The 19,800-nt window shown below is 70.8% G+C and carries 19 protein-coding genes; 6 read left to right on the top strand and 13 right to left on the bottom strand.

The window, feature by feature from the left end; genetic code table 11:
• Nucleotides 1-59 precede the first annotated feature (59 nt).
• Nucleotides 60-383, bottom strand: coding sequence for a plasmid stabilization protein (locus ABZW60_RS00485; RefSeq protein WP_355472499.1), 324 nt, complete (start codon nt 381-383; stop codon nt 60-62).
• Between the two features lie 119 nt (nt 384-502).
• On the opposite strand from ABZW60_RS00485, the gene ABZW60_RS00490 reads away from it, so the two are divergent.
• A complete protein-coding gene (locus ABZW60_RS00490; protein ID WP_355472501.1) occupies nt 503-652 on the top strand; it encodes a hypothetical protein in 150 nt (49 codons plus the stop codon).
• A 4-nt stretch (nt 653-656) separates the two neighbouring features.
• Here the strand turns inward: ABZW60_RS00490 and ABZW60_RS00495 are convergent, their stop codons facing one another.
• Nucleotides 657-968 (bottom strand): hypothetical protein, encoded by a 312-nt coding sequence (locus ABZW60_RS00495; RefSeq protein ID WP_355472502.1) that lies wholly within the window; start codon nt 966-968, stop codon nt 657-659.
• A gap of 450 nt (nt 969-1,418) precedes the next feature.
• The gene (locus ABZW60_RS00500) at nt 1,419-2,405 is read right to left on the bottom strand and encodes an iron-containing redox enzyme family protein (RefSeq protein ID WP_355472504.1); all 987 of its coding nucleotides are present in this window, start codon (nt 2,403-2,405) and stop codon (nt 1,419-1,421) included.
• A gap of 43 nt (nt 2,406-2,448) precedes the next feature.
• Here ABZW60_RS00500 and ABZW60_RS00505 point away from each other — a divergent pair, with 43 nt between their 5' ends.
• Nucleotides 2,449-2,643: a CDGSH iron-sulfur domain-containing protein gene (locus ABZW60_RS00505; protein ID WP_355472506.1), complete on the top strand. Its 195-nt coding sequence runs from the start codon at nt 2,449-2,451 to the stop codon at nt 2,641-2,643.
• Here ABZW60_RS00505 and ABZW60_RS00510 read toward each other — a convergent pair.
• The 3 genes from ABZW60_RS00510 to ABZW60_RS00520 all read right to left on the bottom strand — a co-directional run bounded on the left by ABZW60_RS00510 (nt 2,612) and on the right by ABZW60_RS00520 (nt 5,184).
• Nucleotides 2,612-3,712, bottom strand: a complete 1,101-nt coding sequence (locus ABZW60_RS00510; protein ID WP_355472508.1) for a glutamate-cysteine ligase family protein — start codon at nt 3,710-3,712, stop codon at nt 2,612-2,614. The genes ABZW60_RS00505 and ABZW60_RS00510 overlap by 32 nt on opposite strands.
• An 8-nt stretch (nt 3,713-3,720) precedes the next feature.
• Nucleotides 3,721-4,449 carry an endonuclease/exonuclease/phosphatase family protein gene (locus tag ABZW60_RS00515; protein ID WP_355474470.1) on the bottom strand — a complete coding sequence of 243 codons (729 nt, stop codon included), beginning with the start codon at nt 4,447-4,449 and terminating at the stop codon, nt 3,721-3,723.
• A 294-nt stretch (nt 4,450-4,743) separates the two neighbouring features.
• Nucleotides 4,744-5,184 (bottom strand): SRPBCC family protein, encoded by a 441-nt coding sequence (locus ABZW60_RS00520; protein ID WP_355472510.1) that lies wholly within the window; start codon nt 5,182-5,184, stop codon nt 4,744-4,746.
• Between the two features lie 82 nt (nt 5,185-5,266).
• Between ABZW60_RS00520 and ABZW60_RS00525 the strand changes: the two genes are divergently transcribed.
• Nucleotides 5,267-6,280: a Ppx/GppA phosphatase family protein gene (locus ABZW60_RS00525; protein WP_355472511.1), complete on the top strand. Its 1,014-nt coding sequence runs from the start codon at nt 5,267-5,269 to the stop codon at nt 6,278-6,280.
• A 3-nt stretch (nt 6,281-6,283) separates the two neighbouring features.
• Here ABZW60_RS00525 and ABZW60_RS00530 read toward each other — a convergent pair whose 3' ends face one another.
• From ABZW60_RS00530 to ABZW60_RS00540, 3 genes are read right to left on the bottom strand one after another with little or no spacing between them, the layout of a single operon-like run.
• The gene (locus ABZW60_RS00530) at nt 6,284-7,300 is read right to left on the bottom strand and encodes a DNA topoisomerase IB (protein ID WP_355472513.1); all 1,017 of its coding nucleotides are present in this window, start codon (nt 7,298-7,300) and stop codon (nt 6,284-6,286) included.
• A gap of 6 nt (nt 7,301-7,306) precedes the next feature.
• Nucleotides 7,307-8,917: an alpha-amylase family protein gene (locus ABZW60_RS00535; RefSeq protein ID WP_355472515.1), complete on the bottom strand. Its 1,611-nt coding sequence runs from the start codon at nt 8,915-8,917 to the stop codon at nt 7,307-7,309.
• A gap of 40 nt (nt 8,918-8,957) precedes the next feature.
• Nucleotides 8,958-10,130: an alcohol dehydrogenase catalytic domain-containing protein gene (locus ABZW60_RS00540; protein ID WP_355472517.1), complete on the bottom strand. Its 1,173-nt coding sequence runs from the start codon at nt 10,128-10,130 to the stop codon at nt 8,958-8,960.
• Nucleotides 10,131-10,277: 147 nt separating this feature from the next.
• Here ABZW60_RS00540 and ABZW60_RS00545 point away from each other — a divergent pair, with 147 nt between their 5' ends.
• Complete coding sequence (locus tag ABZW60_RS00545) at nt 10,278-10,634, top strand: SRPBCC domain-containing protein (RefSeq protein WP_355472519.1); 357 nt, start codon at nt 10,278-10,280, stop codon at nt 10,632-10,634.
• A gap of 4 nt (nt 10,635-10,638) precedes the next feature.
• On the opposite strand, the gene ABZW60_RS00550 is transcribed toward ABZW60_RS00545, so the two are convergent.
• The 4 genes from ABZW60_RS00550 to ABZW60_RS00565 form a co-directional block, all read right to left on the bottom strand.
• Nucleotides 10,639-12,426: a thiamine pyrophosphate-requiring protein gene (locus ABZW60_RS00550; RefSeq protein WP_355472521.1), complete on the bottom strand. Its 1,788-nt coding sequence runs from the start codon at nt 12,424-12,426 to the stop codon at nt 10,639-10,641.
• Nucleotides 12,427-12,495: 69 nt separating this feature from the next.
• A complete protein-coding gene (locus ABZW60_RS00555; protein WP_355472523.1) occupies nt 12,496-13,170 on the bottom strand; it encodes a 4'-phosphopantetheinyl transferase superfamily protein in 675 nt (224 codons plus the stop codon).
• Nucleotides 13,171-13,255: 85 nt separating this feature from the next.
• The gene (locus ABZW60_RS00560) at nt 13,256-14,515 is read right to left on the bottom strand and encodes a chitosanase (RefSeq protein WP_355472525.1); all 1,260 of its coding nucleotides are present in this window, start codon (nt 14,513-14,515) and stop codon (nt 13,256-13,258) included.
• 154 nt (nt 14,516-14,669) lie between these two features.
• Nucleotides 14,670-18,074: a beta-N-acetylglucosaminidase domain-containing protein gene (locus ABZW60_RS00565; protein WP_355472527.1), complete on the bottom strand. Its 3,405-nt coding sequence runs from the start codon at nt 18,072-18,074 to the stop codon at nt 14,670-14,672.
• 156 nt (nt 18,075-18,230) lie between these two features.
• Between ABZW60_RS00565 and ABZW60_RS00570 the strand changes: the two genes are divergently transcribed.
• Both ABZW60_RS00570 and ABZW60_RS00575 read left to right on the top strand, forming a co-directional pair.
• Nucleotides 18,231-18,506, top strand: a complete 276-nt coding sequence (locus ABZW60_RS00570; RefSeq protein WP_355472529.1) for a hypothetical protein — start codon at nt 18,231-18,233, stop codon at nt 18,504-18,506.
• A gap of 88 nt (nt 18,507-18,594) precedes the next feature.
• Nucleotides 18,595-19,752, top strand: coding sequence for an ROK family protein (locus ABZW60_RS00575; RefSeq protein WP_355472531.1), 1,158 nt, complete (start codon nt 18,595-18,597; stop codon nt 19,750-19,752).
• Nucleotides 19,753-19,800: the final 48 nt, after the last annotated feature.

Genomic DNA, 19,800 nt, shown 5'->3' on the forward strand with positions numbered 1-19,800 from the left:
GCGGCTGCCCGGGCACCGGTCTCGCCGGGGCCCGGCCGCCACCAGGGCGGTCGGTGCGGCTAGCGGCCGACGGCCTTGGCGAGCTCGGCCTTGCTCATCGAGGAGCGGCCCTTGATGTTCTTCTGCTTCGCCTCGTTGTAGAGCTGTTCCTTCGTCCGGCCCTTCGACCCGCTGTGCGACCGCAGACCACCACGGCGCCCCGACGAGATGTCGTGGGTCGACGACCGGCTCTTCTCCTTCGCCTCACCGGAGCGGGCCCGTTCCTTGTTCACGGTGCGCGCCGCGATCTCCTCGGCGGTGTCCTCGCTGCGGCCGCGTTCCTTCAGGCCCGCCTTGATGTGCTCGTACTGCCGTTCACGCTTACGGCTCGATCCTGCCGGCATGGTGGTCACACTCCCTTCCGCCCGTCCGGTACCCGGCGTCGGCGCCGGACAAGCAGGCGCATGGAGTGCGCCCCGACGGGCACCGGAGCGTCATCACGTCGGCTCGCAAGGAGGCAGACATGACTACCATCCCCAACCCGCCAGGCCCGGTCCCCCCACTGCCCGATCCGGACCGCCCCGGCGGCGACGATCCCGATCTGAACCCGTTCCCGGAGCCCGAACCGGATCCCGACGAGGACCCGGACGAGCAACTCCCCCGCAATTCCTGAACCCCTACTGCCGGTGGTGCTCCCTCTCCGAGGGAGCACTCCGCTGTTGCATGTCGATCCGGCGCGTCCGCAGCAGGAAGAACGTGCCGCCGGCGACCAGTACGACGACGATCCCGGCGCCCACCACAACCCAGACCGCCTTGTCGTAGTCGTCAGGACTCGAGTCGGCCGAGCCCGGAGGATCAGCCGCCGGCGAGTTCGTCGACCCGACCGTCGGCGACGGCCCCGGATCCGCGCCGTACGCCTGCACCGGGACGGCAACCGCCAGCCCGAGCGCCACTGTCCCGAACGCCGAACGCAACACTTTCCTGCCCATTGATTCCCGGTGCCCGGCCCCCAGACCCACAAAACCGCCGTCAGCCGGCCCGCTTGAACCGGTGCGACCGGGTCCGCTGCCGTTGCCAGGGCAACGCGCGGCTCGTCGCCGACCGGGCCCCCGACCGGCACGGCGACCGGTACGGCGTGAATCGCGCCACCGTAGGATCCGCCGAAACCCGCCGCGGCCGCTCCTGATCAAGCTGTTCGTCCATGTCCGTCACCTTCTCCACCACCCGGTACCCGCCCCGAATCCGCGACGTCCGGTGACGTACGGCGGGCACCGCACTGCGTGTGAAGGCCGGACCACGTGACTCCCGTCGGGAGTGGTCAGCGGGATTCGGAGATCTCGCTGACCGTCCGGCCGGCGCGGCCCGGGGCCGCCTGGATGACGTCGGCCTGCGCCAGCATGCCGACCAGGTCGTGGCCGTCGATGACCGGGAGCCGGACGTCAGCCGCAGCGGCGGGCTGGTGGAGTGGTCCAGCTGGTGAGGAGGGTGTCGGCGAAGAGGTTGTCGAGGGTGAGGGCGCAGTGGGCGCCGAAGAGGACGTCGGGGAGGGCGTCGGGGTGTTGGCGGACGTAGTTGCCGCACAGGTCGTGGGCCGCGATCTGTTCGTGGACCGCGTCGGCCTCGACGTGCTCGGTGAAGTAGCGGGCCTGGTCCTCGGACGCCCCGAGGCGGATGGCTCCGGTCGCGTACTGGCGGTTCGGCAGGGTCGAGGTCATCTCGAGCGCGGCGAGGTGGCCGAGGAGCGCGCCGGTCCAGCGGCAGTGGATCGCGAACAGCGACATCACGTTCGACAGCGCCAGCGTGACCGCCGGTACGTCGGGCACGTAGCGGCCGTACGTGTCGTCGAGGCCGAGCCAGCGCATCGTCGTACGGAACAGCTCCGAATGCATCCGCTCGGGCCGGCCGCCGCCGTACTCGTCCGCCTCGATCTCGACCAGCGCCGCCTTCGCCGCGCCCTCCAGCCGCGGGATGCCGAAGCTGTGCGGATCGGCCTCCTTGAGCTGGTACACGGACCGGTTCAGCACGAACTCGCGGAACTGCTCACGCGTCGCGTGCCGGCGCAGGTACGGCGCGAACCGCGGACCGTCGGTGCTGTCGGCGCTGTCGATCAAGGCCCGCAACTGTTCCGCGACCGGCCGCTGGTCCGGTGAGACCCCGCAGGTCGCCTGCAACCAGTCGATCCACGGCCGCTCCAGCCGGGTCCGGAACGCGATGACCGCGGAATCCCACTGCCGCTCGGCGTCCACGCCGTCGAAGCCGCGATACTGCAGCTCGTAGGCGACCCACAGCGCCAGCTGCAGGTCGTCGTCGGCGTACGGAAGTTCGCGGACACCGACCTCGGGAACGTCGCCGCTCGTGGTGTCGCTGTGTGTGAGTCTGTCGTTCAGCCAGGCGGTGAGCGGCCCGCGCGGCGGTGGTAGCTGCATGAGGGACCGGTACCCGCCGGATAACCATGGGTACCGCGACACCATGACCGAGATCCGTGCCTACCCGGAAGGCCCGCTGCTGGTCCGCGGCGACTTCGAGCTCCTGGACGAGAACGGCGCCCCGCTCTCCACACCCCGCCGAACCATCGCCCTCTGCCGCTGCGGCCGCACCAGCATCCCACCCCTCTGCGACGGTACCCACACCCTCACCCGAAAGCCGCCGCACTCTCCCGACTGAACACCTCCGCCAGCCAGGGCACGGTCCTGTCCGGGCCGAGTGCCCGAAGATGTTCCACGGGCGGATGGGCGAGCACTGCCCGTACGTCATCGAGGCCTTCCGCCGCGTAGGGCTCCGCGGCGTCGATCAGGTCGTGCAGGCAGCGGCTGGTCGGGCGGGATGCGCCGGTGCGGAGGTCGAGCAGCTCGCCGCGGACGCCGTACCGCAACGCGGCCCAGCGGTTCTCCGCGATTCGCCAGGTCGGTGCTGGGGGCAACAACTCGCCGAGGTGGTGCAGAGCGGCCAGCCGGGCGGCGAGGGCGTACACGAACTGGACGATGGCGTACGTCCACTCCGATACGACCTGTACGTCGAGCACGCGCAGCTCGAGCGTGCCGTAACGCAGGTGTGGGCGGAGCTCCCACCACCACTCGGACTCCCGCCCGCGAACCGCCCAGCCGAGGTCGTCGGCGTACTGCTCCCACGACGCGATGACCGGCGGCACACCCTGACGCGGCAGCTCGGCGGCGATCACCGGCCGGACCGAGCACAACCCGGTGTCCCGCCCACCGGCGAAGGGCGCGGCACCGGCCAGCGCGGCCAGTTCCGGCAGGAGGTCTCGCAGCGCGTGATAGACGCCCAGCGTGCAGTCGGCGTCGCCGAAGGCCAGATGGATCTGCACCGACGACACCAGTTGCCGCCCGATCGACTCGCCGTACCGGGATGCCAGTGCCTGCGCGCGATCGGTCGGCGCGAGCGTGACCGGGAGGTCTGCCAGCGGGTGGACCGGCGCGGCGATCGGAACCACCTCCGCACCGCAGGCGGCCGCGATCCGGGCGCGACCCCAGCGCAGCTCGTCGACCGCGTCCGCAGGGTTCGCGTGCACCGAGGTCGCGATCTCGACCTGGCACGCCGGCAGCTCCTGTTTCACCCTGGGGTCGCCGATCTCCGCCACCACACCGGCGGCCTCCGCGGGCGCCCAGCTTCCCCGCCGTACGAGCAGGATCTCTTCCTCGAGCCCGACTGTTCCGGCGGCGGTTCCGTCGAACACCGAGCGGAGGCGTTCAGGACCTACCCGCTCGGTGTGCATCGGTCGGCTCAGCGCAGTGGTACGTCGGTGACGACCGCGTAGTGGTCCGACGGTGGGCGGCCGTGGTCCTCGTTGTAGCCGACGAGACGGGTTTTGTGGGAGGCCAGTCCGTCGTTGGCGAGGATGTAGTCGATGCGGTTGTCCTCGAGCCATTCGCCGTGCCCGAGATACGGGTTGCGGGAGCTGTACGTCGCACCGTCGTGGCCGTTGGGCTGCCAGCAGTCGTCGAGTACGGCCAGCAGTGGTTTGAGCTCCGGTCGGTCGGGCGGCGCGTTCAGGTCGCCGGCCACGACCACCTCGTCACCGCCCGCACTGAGCTCGGACACCAGCGCGGCCAGCGACTCGGCCTGTGCGAGGCGCTCGCGTTCGTGGTTCTCCTCCCAGTCCAGGCAGCTCGTGATGAAGTGCAGGCTCTGCGTACCCAGGCGGATCTCCGCCCGGAGCGCGACGGTGCCCTCCGACAGGCTGTGCTGCTCGACCTCACGCAAGGGAAAGCGGCTCAGGATGCCCAGTCCGAGACGTACGTCGGGGTCGGGGTCCCGCGGCATGCGGGACGGAGCGAACGCCGGCGACATGCCCAGCTCGAACCCCAGCTGATGGGTCTGCGAGCGGCCGTCGGCACGCCAGGTTTCCTGCAGTGCAACGAAATCCGGTCGTTGCGCCCGTACCGTTTCGGAGATCGCCCGCTGCCGGCGCAGCCACCGGTCGCCGAACCGTCCCCAGACGTTCCACGTCATGAACCTCACGACTGTCTCACCCTTTCGTCCTCCTCCGCCGGTACCCGCGGATCCGGCCGCCACGCAACGGTGTGCGCAGGCATGCCGGTACGCCGGTCCCGGCCGAGTACGGAGACAGGTGAACATGTCCAGGCGGCCGGCCTCGCACAGTGCAGGGAGCTTGCGGGGGGTGAATGCTCAACCGGCTGCGAAGTCGACCGCCCTCCCAGTCAGTCTCCCACCGTGCGGCAACCTCGAACGAAACCGAACGAAACCGTTCGCATTCCGGAGGCTGTCTAGGGTTGCGCCGGCCGCTCAGGCCTTGGACTGCTTCTCGGCGAGGAGTTTGAGCCGACGCAGGCTTTCCGCGTTGCGCGGGTGCAGCGCCACGTCCGCGACGGCCGTCGGCAGCAAGGAGATCGGTCCGCTGGTCGCCTTCTCGGTCATCACCAGCCGGCAGCCGGTCGGGGTCTCGGTCGCGACGAACTCGACCTCCCCGTGGCCTGCCGGCCACACCCGGACCTGCAGTTTCAGTCGCCGCGCGGGCTCGTACTCCAAGGCCGTCGTGGTGTCGTCGATCACCAGCGGCCAGGCGCCCACCGAGTGGTGGATCCGCCCGCCGGCCTCGGGCCACGGCGCGTCGACGTCCCGGATCCGGGACGCGCCGACCACCCACGCGGCGTACGACCAGCCGTCGGTCAGGATCGCGAACACGTCGTCGACGCTCGCGTCGATCAGGCACTCGTTCTCGCTCACGAACGACCCGGTACCCCGCCGAACACTTCGCCACGCTGAGCAACCAGGAGTACCGGGCCCGCGCGGAGGGAACCGGCGCGCCATGAAGATCGGCGTACTGGACATCGGATCGACCACCGCGCAACTCCAGGTGACGGAGGCGGTTCCGGGCGCGCCCCCGCTCCCCACTCATGCTTTCAAGCAGCGCATCCTGCTCGGCGAGGCGCTGCAGCCGGACGGCTCGATCGCCGATGACGGCATCGACCGGGTGATCGACGGTGTGCGGATGGCGGCGACCGTCGCCCGTGACCTCCAGGTCGACCGGCTGTACGCGTTCGCCACGTCCGCGATCCGCGACGCCACGAACGCCGGCGACATCGCGGCCCGGCTCAGCTCCGAGACCGGCGTCCAGCCGCGGTTCCTCAGCGGCGAGGACGAGGCGCGGCTGACCTACCTGGCCGTACGCCGGTGGTACGGCTGGTCGGCGGGCCGGTTGCTGGTGCTGGACATCGGCGGCGGCTCGATGGAGATCGCGCTCGGCCGTGACGCGCAGCCCGATGTGGCCGTCTCGCTGCCGCTGGGCGCCGGTCGTCTCACCCGGACCTTCCTGCCCGACGACCCACCGAGCCTGGCTCAGCTGCACGAGCTGCGCCACTACGTACGTACTACCTTGCGTCAGGTCTCCGACCGCTTGCTGTGGGAGGGCGACCCGAAGCAGGTCATCGGCAGTTCGAAGACCTTCAAGCAGCTGGCCCGGCTGGCCGGCGCCCCGCCGCAGCGGCGCGGCCCGTTCGTGCGCCGTTCGCTGACCCGGAAGGACGTACGCCGCTGGCTGCCGCGGCTGGCCGCCATGTCCAGCGCGGACCGGGCCCGTCTGCGCGGCATCTCGCAGTACCGCGCCCGGCAGAGTCTGGCCGGCGCCGTGATCGCGAACGCGGCGATGACGACCCTCGACATCAAGAACCTCGTGGTCTCGCCCTGGGCGCTGCGCGAAGGCATCCTGTTGCACCACCTCGAAACCATCACGGACCAGGAACATCCGTTGGCGGTCGAGTCCCTGCAGCCGGTGACCGCCCTCGCTCCGGCGCCGGCCGTGGTGGCAGCGATCAAGCGGTGAGGCCTACTCGCGCCGGTCCTGGTCCAGGACCTTGTTCACCGCGCGTTCCAGCTTGACCCGGATCTCCTCGTCGGACAGATCGTCGCCGACGCGGTCCACGGTGCCCGCGATCGTGCGGCCGTGCTCGTACTGCTCGACGACGCGCGGATCGACGTACGACGCCCGCGCCACGGCCGGTGTGTTGCCCAGGTGCTCGGAGACCTCCTCGAGCATGTCCTTCACCGCCGCGTTCAGCGCCTTCTTCGTGGTCGGCGGATCCGCCGCGGCCAGGTCGACCGCGGCGTGCACGGTCGCGGTCCAGGTCCGCAGGTCCTTCACGGTGAAGTCCTCGCCGACCAGCTCCTGGAACCGGTCGTTGATCATCCCGGCGTCGAGCTCGTGGTACTCGCCGTCCTCGCGATACACCAGCAGCCGGTCCTTCCCGTGCCGGGCGCGTTTCAGCGATCGCACCGCCGCGACCAGGTTGTCGTCGTCCAGCTCGAGCGTGCGCCGCTGCCCGCCCTTCGCACGGAAGTCGAACACCAGCTTCCCGTGGCTGAGCCGGACGTCGTCGCGCAGCAAGGTGGCCGCGCCCCGGCTGCCGTACTCCTCGGCGTACTGCGTGTTGCCCGTCCGGAAGACGCCGTAGTCGAGCATCCGCAACGCGACCGCGAGAACCCGTTGCCGTTGCAGCCCCTTCGCGCACAGGTCCTCGTCGACCGCCTCCCGGAAGGCGGGCAGCTTGCGCGCCAACTGCCGGACCCGGTCGTGCTTGTCCGCGTCCTGCGCCGTCCGCCAGTCGTCGTGGTACAGGTACTGCCGGCGCCCGGCCTCGTCCGTCCCGACGGCCTGGATGTGCCCGTTCGGAAAGGGGCAGATCCACACGTCCTCCCAGGCCGGCGGGATCGCCAGCGTCCGGATCCGCTCCACCACGTCGGTGTCCTCGATACCGTTGCCGTCAGCATCGAGATAGCTGAATCCACGCCCGCGCCGCCGACGGCTGAACCCCGCTTCGTCCGGATGACTGCGCCGCAACCGCATGCCCGCTCAGCCCCCGGCCGATCGCTGCCGGCCGGGCACCCGGACGCGCAGCCAGCGGTAGCCGTGGCCTGTCAGCCGGACCGACCGGCCGGAGGCGGGCTCGTAGTCGGTGTCGGCGAGCAGGTCGGAGCGCGCGTCGTACGGGATGTCGACCTGGAGTTCCTCGGTGGACAGGTTCGCCAGCATCAGCACGGAGTCCTCGGCGCGGTGGTGTACGACGCCGAAGACCGGGCGCTGCCGCAACGACAGCGCCTCGCAGTGGCCCGACGGGCAGTCGCCCAGTTCCCGCCGGGTGCGGGCCAGTTGCGCCACCTTGCTCAACTGCGAGTCGGGCCGCAGCTCCTGGTCGGCGACGTTGACGCGAACGTACCCGTACGGGCCGCCCTCGACGGCCTCGGGGCGGACCGTCTCGGGCGGCGCCTTGCTGAAGCCGCCGTTCGGGCCCGATGTCCACTGCATCGGCGTCCGCACCGCCGCCCGGTCCGGCAGGGACAGGTCCTCGCCCATCCCGATCTCCTCGCCGTACCGGATCACCGGTGCCCCCGGCAACGACTGGACGATCGCGTGGGCCAGCACGGTCCGGCGGACGTCGCCGAGCATCGGGGCCAGCCGGCGACGGATCCCGCGGCCGAACGCACGCATCTCCGCGGCCGGAGCGAACGCGGCCATCACCTCGTCACGCTCGGACGGTGACAGCCGGTCCAGGTCCAGCTCGTCGTGGTTGCGCAGCCAGTTGACGTACGTGCATCCGTCGGGAGGTTTCGGTTGCGCACGCAACGCGCGGACCAGCGGCTCGGCGTCCCGGCGGGCGAGCGCGAGGAACAGCAGGTTGTTCGTCCAGAAGTCCAGCACCGCGTGCAGACGCCGGGCGTCGCCGAAGTAGTCGTCGTACTCCTCGGGCGGCGCGTCCACCTCGCCCATCAGCGGCGCATCGCCGGCCGCGGCGGCGAGTTCGGTGAGGAACCAGTAGCCGTCGTCGCGCTCGTCGGTCAGCGCCGCCTGGCGGACCATGTACGGCACCGCGTCGACCCGGAACCCGTCGACGCCCCGGTCCAGCCAGTACCGGATGATCCGGGCGATCTCCGCCCGCACCGCGGGACGGCCGACGTCCAGATCGGCCTGGTGCCGGTAGAACGCGTGCCGGTAGTACAGCCCGGCGTGCTCGTCGTACGCCCAGATCGAGTTCTCCACACCGGGAAACACCGGCTCGCGGACGACCGGGTCGTCGCGCGGCTCGGCGGCCCACACGTAGTAGTCGCGGTACGGCGACCCCGGGTCGTCACGTGCCTCCCGGAACCACGGGTGCCGCACCGACGTGTGCTGCACGACGAGCTCGACCAGAATTCGCAGGTCCAGCTCGTGACAGCGTTCGACGAGCTCGTCGAACGCGCCGATCGGGCCGAAGCGGGCGGAGACGCCGCAGTGGTCCACGACGTCGTACCCGGCGTCCAGGTACGGCGACACGTAGAACGGCTGCAGCCAGACGGTGTCCGCGCCGACGGCCCGGACGTGATCCAGCTTCCGGACGATCCCCTCGAGATCCCCCACACCGTCCCCGTCGGCGTCGAAGAACGTCGCCGGGTCCAGCTGATAGATCACCCGCCCGTCGAGTCGCATACCCCGCCGGTACCCGTCTGCCACGCACCGGACGCGCGGCTCACGGGTTGAGCAGCACCTTCACCATGTCGTCGGCCTTCTGCTGGAAGGACTCGTACGCCGCCGGGCCGTCCGCGAGCGGCAGGTGATGGGAGGCGAACGTGTCGACGTGCAGCGGGTCGTCGTCGGTGAGCAGCGGAAGGATCTGGCCGCTCCAGCGCCGGACGTTGGCCTGCCCCATCCGGAGCTGGATCTGCTTGTCGAAGATCGTCAGCATCGGCATCGGGTCGGCCATCCCGCCGTACACCCCGACCAGCGAGATCGTCCCGCCGCGCCGCACGATGTCGATCGCCAGCAGCAGCGCGGCCATCTGGTCGACGCCGGCCTTCTGCATGAACTTGCGCTGGATCGCGTCCGGCAACAGCCCCGCCGCCTGCTGCGCGACGCGCGCGACCGGCGACCCGTGGGCCTCCATCCCGACGGCGTCGATCACCGAGTCCGGGCCCCGGCCGTCGGTGAGGTCGCGGATCGTGTCCGCCAGGTCGTCGGAGTAGGCGAGCGTCTCCACGCCGTACGCCGTCGCGCGCTCCAGCCGCTCGGGGACCAGGTCGACGCCGATCACCCGGTGACCGCGGTGCATCGCGACCCGGCAGGCCATGTCGCCGATCGGTCCCAGCCCCAGCACCACGACCGTGCCGTCCGGCGGGATCCCGGCGTACTCGACCGCCTGCCAGGCCGTCGGGAGCACGTCGGACAGGTAGACGAAGCGGTCGTCCGGCGGGCCGTCGGGCACCTTGATCGGGCCGTACTGCGCCTGCGGCACCCGGAGGTACTCCGCCTGCCCGCCCGGCACCTGCCCGTACAACTTGGTGTAGCCGAACAGCGCCGCACCCATCCCCTGGTTACGGACCTGCGTGGTCTCGCATTGCGTCTGGAGGCCCTGCACGCACATGAAGCACGAGCCGCAGGCGATCTGGAACGGTACGACGACCCGGTCGCCGGCCCGCAGGCCGCCCACCTCGGGACCGGTCTCCTGCACGATCCCGATCACCTCGTGACCGAGCACGTCGCCGACGTCCAGGAACGGGCCCATCACCTCGTACAGGTGCAGGTCCGACCCGCAGATCCCGCTGGACGTCACCTTCACGATCGCGTCGGTCGGTTCCTCGATCCGCGGATCCGGAACTTCGCCGTACCCGATCGACCGCTTTCCCTGCCACGTCAGTGCTCTCATACGAGTTCCGGTGCCACACCCGCGCTGCTTGAAAACGGACGCGTAGTGATCGCGGGAGGCGGGCACTGGTTGTCCATGGCGCATATTTCGCAGGAACGAAGGGCGCCCCGTTCGGCTCGGGCGCCGCAGCTCAGGTACGTACGCACGGTGGAGTGTGCCGCCGACCGCCTCTGGAACCTCATCACGCGGCCGGAGCTGCTCAGCGGATGGCTCGGGCAGACGGTGCTGAGTGATACACAGCACGGGGGCTTCACGATCGCGACGGGCGCGCACGTCCAGCACACCGGAATCGTGACGACGTGCGCTCCGCCGCACTACCTCCAGGCCGCGTTCAACAATCCGCCGCACCACCCCAGCACGGTTCTCGTGGACGTCGTGCCGGCCGCCCACGGATACAGCCATCTGATCCTGACCCACGGCGGTATCCACCCGGGCATGCTGCACACCTACGACGTCCTCTGGACCGAGGCCCTCGGCCGCCTGGAGAAGGTGGCCGGGGGCTGACGGCTCACGCCTTGCCGGGCAGGAACTCCTGCACCTTGGACTTGAAGCCCTCCTTGATGACGGAGGCCCGGTCACTGTCCCCGCGGACGATCGACTCCAGCGCCTTCTCCATCTGGTCCCAGGTGGCGTGCGGCGGGATCGGCGGCACCGCGGGGTCGGTGCGGAACTCGACCACGCACGGCCGGTCCGCGCGCAGCGCCTCGTCCCAGGCCGGGCCGACTTCCTCGGGTTTCTCGGCCGTGATCCCGTGCAGGCCGAGCAGCTTCACGTAGCCGGCGTACGGGAAGTCCGGCAGCTCCTGCGACGGCAGGAACTGCGGCGATCCGCCCATCGCCCGCAGCTCCCACGTCACCTGGTTCAGGTCGTTGTTGTGCAGGACGGCGACCACCAGCCGCGGATCCGCCCACTCCTGCCAGTACTTCGCGATCGTGATCAGCTCGTTGATCCCGTTCATCTGCATCGCGCCGTCGCCGACCAGCGCGTAGCAAGGCCGGTCCGGCAGCCCGAACTTCGCGCCGATCACGTACGGCACGCCGGGCCCCATCGTCGCCAGCGTCCCGGACAGCGATCCGCGCATGTCCCCGCGGATCTTGAGGTGCCGGGCGTACCAGTTCGCCGCCGATCCCGAATCGGCCGCCAGGATCGCGTCCGCCGGCAACCGCCCGGACAGTTCGTGGAACACCAGCTCCGGGTTGATCGGATCCGCGGACGTGTGCGCGCGCCGCTCCATCACCTCCCACCAGCGGGTGACGTTGCTCTCGATCCCGGACCGCCAGGACCGGTCCTCCTTGCGGTGCACGAGCGGGATCAGCGCCCGCAGCGTCCGGGCGGCGTCGCCGACCAGGTTCACCTCGAACGGGTACCGCATCCCGATCATCGTCGGATCGAGGTCGATCTGGATCGCCCGCGCCGTCCCGAACTCCGGCAGGAACTGGCTGTACGGGAAGTTCGACCCCACCACCAGCAGCGTGTCGCAGTCCGTCATCAGCTCGTACGACGGCCGCGTGCCGAGCAGTCCGATCGACCCGGTCACCCAGAGCAGATCATCGGGCAGAACATCCTTGCCCAGCAGGGCTTTCGCGACACCGGCGCCGGTCAGGTCCGCGAGCTCCGTCACCTCGTCCGCCGCTCCGCGCGCACCCTGGCCGACCAGGATCGCCACCCGGTCGCCAGCGTTCAGGATCTCCGCCGCCCGGTCGAGCTGCTCCGCGTCCGGGACGGGCGCCGACCAGGTCTGGTCCATGCTCGACGGGACCATCTTGAAGGCGTGCGACGGCGCCGTGTACTCGAGCTCCTGCAGGTCCGACGGGATGATCAGCGTGGTCACCGTACGGCGGGCCGCCGCGATCCGGATCGCCCGGTCGAGCACGTTCGGGAGCTGCTCCGCGACCATCACCGTCTCGCAGTACTCGGACGCGACGTCCTTGAACAGCGTGTGCAGGTCGACTTCCTGCTGATAGCTGCCGCCCATCGCGCTGCGCGCCGTCTGGCCGACGATCGCCACCACCGGGACGTGGTCGAGCTTCGCGTCGTACAACCCGTTCAGCAGGTGGATCGCGCCCGGGCCGCTGGTCGCGGCACACACGCCGACGCGGCCGGTGAACTTCGCGTAGCCGACGGCCTCGAACGCGGCCATCTCCTCGTGCCGGGCCTGGATGAAGCGCGGCTCGTTCTCCGCCTTCTGCCACGCCGAGAGCAGCCCGTTGATGCCGTCCCCGGCGTACCCGAAGACCTGCTCGACACCCCAGTCCCGCAGTCGCTGGAGTACGTAGTCACCAACTGTCGTGCTCATGTCACTCCTCCCGACGGCTTGTCCGCATCCGCCCGCCGGTACCCGGGCGCCCTGCGGACAAACGGGTTCTCAGGCCCGCAGCAGGGGTTGTGCGTCGTGCTCGGTGATCGTGACTTCGTCGGGGCTGAGGACTGCCAGGGACGCCAGATGGCCGTTTCGATCGGCGAGGTCGTGCAGCTGGATGCCGGCCGTGATCGGATCGCGCTCGGTCCAGGCGAGCAGACGCGGCGGTTCGGTCGGGGCGGTGACGGTGATCAGGTTGAGTGGTTGCCGCAGGCCGTCCTCGGTCGCCTTCACCACGGCCTCCTTGCGGGTCCAGAACCTGATGAAGTCCGCTGCCGTGCGCACCTGCCGCTCCTCCGACGGCGTGAGCACCAGCGGCGCCACGGCGGCCTCGACGGCGCGGATCTGCTCGACGTCCAGGCCGAGCGGCGCAATGGTGCCGACGGCAACCCCGATGAGATCGCCCGAGTGCGAGACCGACACCTCCCAACCGGGCCGTGGTCCCGCCACCCGGACCTTGCCGTGCGGCCGCCCACAGTCAGGACATGTCCGATCGAGCCGGATCTCGTCGGCGCGGCAATCCATCTCGGCCGCCAAGGCGAGCCGCGTGACGGCAACCCCGACCTGGAAGCGCAGCCGATCGTCCGTCAGCCGGTAGGCCGCGGCACGGGTCCGCTCCTCAGCTTCGAGCAGGCGAGCCGTCGCCGCATCGAGCGCCTCGTCCACCTGCGACAGCCGCACCCACCACACTCGGACGGCGGGCGTACTCATGCGCCTCACTGTAGCGAGGCCGGAAGCGCACGAGCCGCCCGTCAGAGACCTCTCGTCATCCGCCGCTCTTGCCGAAGACCTCGACCTCGTACAGGGAGTAGCCGTACGACGTGCCGCGGGCGGTCCCGTACACGCGCAGGTAGCGGCCCTGGCCGGTCAGGTTCGACCACTCGTCCGTGCCGCCGTTGCCGGCGGTCTCGGTGGCGAGCCTGGTCCAGGTGGAGCCGTCGGCGGAGATCTCGACCCGGTAGGCCTTGGCGTACGCCGCCTCCCAGCTCAGCCGGACCTTCGAGACCGTCGCACCCGCCGCGAGGTCGACCCGGATCCACTGCGGGTCGGACCCTTCGGCGCTCGCCCAGCGGGTGGACGCGTTGCCGTCCACCGCACGATCGGCGGTCAGGGTCGAGTCCTCGACCGAGGAGGCCGTCGCCGGCCGGCTCTTCGAGATCAGCGCGTCGGCCGGCTCCGGATCGGTGCCCGGGTCGGGATCGGAGTCGATGCGGAACGGCTCGCCGTACACGGCCCAGCTCAACGGTGTGTTCAGGTCGAGGTTGCCGTTGTCGAGGAAGACGCGCTGCGCGGTGTCGACCCGGCTGGTGTCCTCGTGCGCGGCCTCCTTCTTCATCTCCACGACGCGCGCGTCGAGGAACGCGTTCAGGTACTCGACCTCGTCGCCGCCGTCGGCCGGCGTGTCGGCGTGCGACCTGGCGTCGGCGCGAATGCTCTGCAGGCCTTCCTCGCCGTGCATGACGATCGCGTCGTAGTAGGCGAACTGACCGAGCGTCCGCAGCCCGTCGCCCTTGGCCTGGGCGACGGCCGGGTCGAAGTAGACCCGGTCACGCTCGTGCTCCTGCGCGGCCTGGAACTCCGGCGTCGCGGCCGCCTCCTTCCAGGCGCCGGTGAAGCCGGGATCGAGACCCTCGTGCGAGTCGCTGCCGTCGACCTCCCGGAGCGCGGGCAGATACTCGGCGAGCGGGTTGTCCGGGACCTGGTCGGTGTAGTACTCGACGAGCTCGAGCATGTCGTGCGTTCCCGAGCAGAAGCCGATGATGCCGGCCGTGTAGCCGCGGCCGTCGTCGATGTCCTCGATGTAGCCGAACTGGTCCCGCCAGTCCAGCGACGAGTTCTCCGCCGAGGACACGATCTGCTGGGCGATCTCCTTCTTCACCGGGTCGTCCAGGTCCGCCGCCACGGCCGCGTGACCGGCACCGAGGAACACGGTGGCCGGTACGGCGGCGAGGGCGAGGGCTGTCACGATCCGGCCGACGGCCCGCAGGGGCGGTCCGGACCACGTCTTCCGCGCATGGGTACGCATGCTCTGCTCTCCTTCTTCCGGGTGGGCTGAGCCCAGTCAGGGAGGGTGCGCCAACTGTTAGGAAGGTTTCCTAATCGTGCATTGATAGCGCGCCGACCCCTCCGCCCGCAAGAGGAAGAGTGCCAGATTACGACAAAACGAGCATCAGAAACTACTAATCCGCCGCATACGCCTCGAATTCGTACAGCGAGTAGCCGTACTGCGTGGCCCGGTCGACGCCCTGCAGACGGACGTAGCGAGCGCTCGCGTCGAGCCACACCGTGTCGGTTCCACCGTCCCCGTCGGTCACCTCGGCCGCGGTCGTCCAGGTGCTCGCGTCGCCGGAGACCTGGATCGTGTACGCCGTGCCGTACGCCGCCTCCCAGCGCAGCACGAGCTTGCCGAGGTGCGTCGCCGTCCCGAGGTCGACCTGGAACCACGACGCGTCGTCGTAGCCGGACGCCCAGCGCGTGGCGGTGTCGCCGTCGACGGCCAGGCCCGCACCGAACGACGTCCCGGGTTCGATGCTTGAGGCAACGGCCGGGCGATGCAGCGCCACGTTCACAGTGCCGGTGCGCGGCCGGACCGCGACGCGCAGGACGGCCTCGAAGGTGCTCGCACCGGACGTGAAAGTGACCGGGATGTCCACGTCGGCGACGGCCGCGCCGGCGGGCGGCGTCAGCTTCACGGTCACGGACCGGGTGAAGCCGCGTTTCACCGCGACCGCCGTACTGGCCGGGTCGACCGTCCACCCGGCCGGCGCGGCGACGGCGAGGGTGCCGCTCACGTCGACGCCGCGCTCGGCCGCGATGTCGACCACGACGCTCGACGTCTCGCCCCGGACCACGTCGACCCGGTTCTCGTCCACGCGCACCGCCGCGAGCGGCGTGTCCGTCCACAGCGGCACGATCTCGGCCACCGCCGGCGTACCGCTCTTCCACACCAGCCGGACCGCCTCGGCCTTCAGGTCACTCACGGGCACCTCGGCGTACGCCGACGCCACGGAACCGACCTTCTGCCAGGCGCCGCCGACCTGGACCTCGACGTCCGCGGATCCGACGGCCGCCGACTGCTGGAGAACGGTGAGACCCGCCAGTTCCCGCGGTGCCGACAGGCCCACGGTCAACGCATCACCGGCAGCAGGCGCCGCGACCGGCACGAAGGCGGTCTCCAGGTTCCCGTCCACCGCCCGCTGGTACGACGATCCCGGCGCCGGGGCCGGCGTACCACTGGCGGTCAGCGTCGTCTGGCGTCCGCCGATCGTCTCGACCGAGAACTCGCGGACCACCAGCCAGAAGTCGCTCGCCGACAACGAGCGGTAGCGGACGTAGCGCGCCGTCGTCCCGGCCGGGGCGGTGGCTCGCACCTCGGCCGTGGTCGCGCGGGTCAGCTCCGTCCACCGCGTGCCGTCGAGCGAGTACTCCAACACTCCCGAGTGGATGTAGTCGTTCGGGCTGGACGCCTTGCCCATCAGCACCGCGATCGCGCCGATCGTCGCCGGCGCGCCGAGGTCGACGCGGATCTCGGAGCCCGGCGCCGGGGCACCGCTGCTCCAGAAGAACGTGTCCGGGTCCCCGTCGACCATCCGGGCCGGCACGTTGTCCTGATAGGTGCCCAGGTTCGTCGTCGCCGTCCGCCCGGGCTGTACGCCGAGCCAGCGGTCGTGGACCCGGCCGGTCTCGGCGATCAGCTCGTCGACCACCCGTTCACCGATCCGCGGATAGGTCCCGCTGTGCGGCAGCCGGCTGTCGCGGATCGCCTTGGCCTCGGTCACGAGACCGCTCAGCTGCTGTCTCGCGGTCCACGCGGTCGCACCGTCCCCGGCGTCCAGGGCCGCGAGCAGGTCGAGCGCGCGCTGCATCGCCCGTCCCCACAACTCCGTTGCCTTCAGCCACGATTCGGCCTCGTCGGCGAACGCCGGATCGACGACACCGGACCTGATCGTGGCCGGCGCCGCGACGACCGCGTCGACCTTCGGCCGGAGGGCGGCGATCGCCTGGGCGCGCTGCCCGGTCCGCCACAGCTGCCAGAACTGCTCGACCGCGGCCCCGAACACCGGCGCACTCTCCGGATGCAGCGTGCCGTCGTAGGTGTTGAGGTCGGCGAACACCTGCAGCGCGGCGATCGTCGCCGGGTCGCCGCCGGCCCGCTCGGCCAGGGCGCGGCGGTGCGACGCCTGCTCGTCGTACGTCGCCGGGTTCCAGCCGAGCTCGGCGAACGAGTACAGGGCGATCTTGCTCACCGCCGCCTGGTTCATCGGGTTCGAGATGACCCCGGCGACGTGATCGGCGATGGCCGGCTCCCGCCCGCTGTACGGCGCCAGCAGCAGCCGCCCGGCGGCGTAGTCGTTGACCGGGTAGTTGTCCCAGATCAGGATGTCGTGGCCGAACACCGCCTTCGCCTGGGCCGCCTGCGCCGCCGTGATCGTCCGCGGCACCACGCCGATGCCGGTCCAGTGCACGACGACGTCGGAGTCCAGCTGCTCCCGCAAGGCCTTCTTGTACGGCGTTTCGCTGACGTTGTAGTACTCGGTCGGGACCATCTGCAGCGGCGCGACGTCCGGCTTGGTCTCCACCCATTCGCGCTGCACGCGGTTCAGCAGCTCACTCTGCGCCCGGCCGGCGGCGCCGCCCCCGGTGCCGTACTTCGCCTTGTCCGCGTCGCAGTGCCAGGTGTTGTAGTCGATGTCGTCGAGCGGCACGTTGAACGACCGGGCACCCACGGCGTACAGCGCCTGGAACTTCGCGATCAGGGCCTGGAAGTCGGCGTCCGAGGTGTAGCAGATCGACAGGCCCGGCGAGAGCGCGAAGGTGAAGTCGACCTTGTTCTGCCGGGCGCGGGTGACGAGCTCGGCGAGCTGCGCGAGCTTGTCCGCCGGATAGGGGTCGCGCCACTGCTCCCGGTGGTACGGGTCGTCCTTCGGTGCGTACTCGTAGGTGTTCATCCGATGGTCGCCGAGGTAGCTGAGCTCGTCGAGGCGGTCCGCGTGTGACCAGGGCGTGCCGTAGAAGCCTTCGATCGCGCCGCGGTACCGCATCGTCGGCCAGTCCCGGATCGCCACGCCGGGCATCCAGTCGGCGCCGGCACGGGTCTGGATCAGCTGCGCGAGGGACTGCGCGGCATAGTACGTGCCGTCGGCGTCGATACCGTCGAGCACGACATGACCGCGATCGTCGCGGTCGCGCCCGGCCGCGAGGACGTACCCCTCGACGGGCAGCCCGGTGCTGTCCGGCACCCGCAGGGCGCGGAGTACCGACGCGTCCCGGCCGAGCCAGATCGTCACCGGCGTCCGGGGATCGGTGCCGTTCGTGGTCCGTACGGTCGTCACGCCTGCCCGCGTCAGGGCCTGGCGGACGACGCGCTCGGCGTCCGCGTCCGACCGTGCGGTGCGGACCAGCCCGACGACCGGGGTGATCGGGAAGCCGTCGGTGCGTTCCACGAGCTGTTGCGGCTCGGGAGAGACCGCGGCCGGTGTGGGACCGGCGACGCCCGCATCGCCGGCGGCTCCGGCGTGCTGTGGCAGGAGGGCGAGCGGGGCGAGAAGGGCGAAAACACTGACAGCAGACCGGAGCAGGCGCATCGAGTCTCCTCAAGCGGGCGGTTGAGGACAGTTAGCCAGTGCGCAGAACTGCTCGTCAAGGGATCGAGGGAGGCAGATTTGGGCACTTTGGGATGGCGGGCCCGAGGCACGCCGGTCCGGATGGACGGCCGGGGCGGGCTACGGTTTCCTGAGGTGGTGAGCACCCAGCCTTCAGTGCGGCGGCTGACCCGCCGGAAGCGAGCGGGCATCGTCGCGACCTGGACGGCCTTCACCCTGATGGCACTCGGCATGATCGCCGGCGGCGTTGCCCTGCTGGTCCTGGGCGTTCACCGGGTCGACGCGATCGGCGAACTGACCCACCAGGAACCCGCCGAACACGTCCGCAACATCCTGATCTTCCTGCTGTCCGGCACCCTCATCCTGGGCACCCCGGCCGCCTACCTCTGCTACGCCCGCGAGGACCTGTCGTAGGCGACCCGCGCGCAGACGGTGGTCGCAGCCCTGGGCGGTTGACTCGGCTGACCCCCTCGGGCGGTCGACTGCTTTAAGCTGCGCGATCATGGGGTCCTCGGTGGCGGATGGTGGCGACCAGTCGCGGTTACGGCAGCTGAACGAGCGGGCGGTGCTGGCGTCGGTGCGGGCTGCCGGGGAGTTGCGGGTCGCGCAGATCGTGGAGCACAGCGGGCTCGGCCGGACGGCGGTCGAAGAGGTGCTGGCGAGTCTGGTGACGCGGCGATGGCTGGTCGAGGAGAGCCCGGCGATCCGTGGACGCGGGCGCCCGGCGCGCAGCTACCGGTTCCGGGCCGAGGCCGGGTACGTCGTGGGCCTGGACATCGGCGCGTTCTCGATCCGCGGGGTGCTGACCGATCTCGACGGGCGGATGCTCGCCGACGTACGGCGCTCCGTCACCCCGGAAACGCCACGCCGGAAGCGACTGGCCACGGCGGACCGGGTGATCGACGACTGCGCAGGCGCCGCCGGCGTCCCGGTGTCGCGCGTGTGGGCCATCGGCGCGGGCACCACCGGCCTGGTCGACGCGGCCGGCACCGTCGTCCGGGCCAACGCGATCCCGGACTGGGCCGGCACCGACCTCGCCGGCCACTTCCAGGCGCAGCTCGTTCTCGTCGACAACGACAGCCAGCTCGCGGCGCTGGCCGAGTTGCGCCGCGGCGGCGCTGATCACGCGTCGGACATGGTGTTCCTGCACGCGGGCCGCCGTACCGGGCTGGCGCTGGTGCTCGACGGGCAGTTGCGGCGCGGCGCGTACGGCGCGGCGGCGGACATGTCGGCATTGCGCGGCGTTGCCTGGGAGGCGGCGCTCGAGCACCTGCACGCCGTCGTACCGGAGGAGATTCCCGCGGTGGACAAGGCCGAACGCGCCTTCGCCGCCGCCCGCGACGGGAACAGCGCCGCCCGGGCCGCCGTACGGAAGTACGCCCGGGCGACGGCCGTGGCCGCCGCGACGGCGATCGCGATCGTCGACCCACGGCTGCTCGTGCTCGGCGGGGCGTTCTCGCAGGCGGCCGACGTTCTCATGGAGCCGCTCACCGCGGAGCTCGAGCGGATCTGCCCGCGGGTCCCGGAGTTGCACGCGTCGTCCCTCGGTGCGTTGTGCGTGGCACTCGGCGCCGCCAGCCTCGCGCAGGACGCGATCGACGAGCGTCTGCTCGCGCCGAGCCGCGGCCCACTCCCCCGGTTGTCCGCTCGCAGCCTCTGACGACCAGGTTGGCCGATTGTTCATCCGGCCGTTGACGCATGTCCGGTC

This window comes from Kribbella sp. NPDC003557, assembly GCF_040610805.1.
Taxonomy (GTDB): Bacteria; Actinomycetota; Actinomycetes; order Propionibacteriales; family Kribbellaceae; genus Kribbella.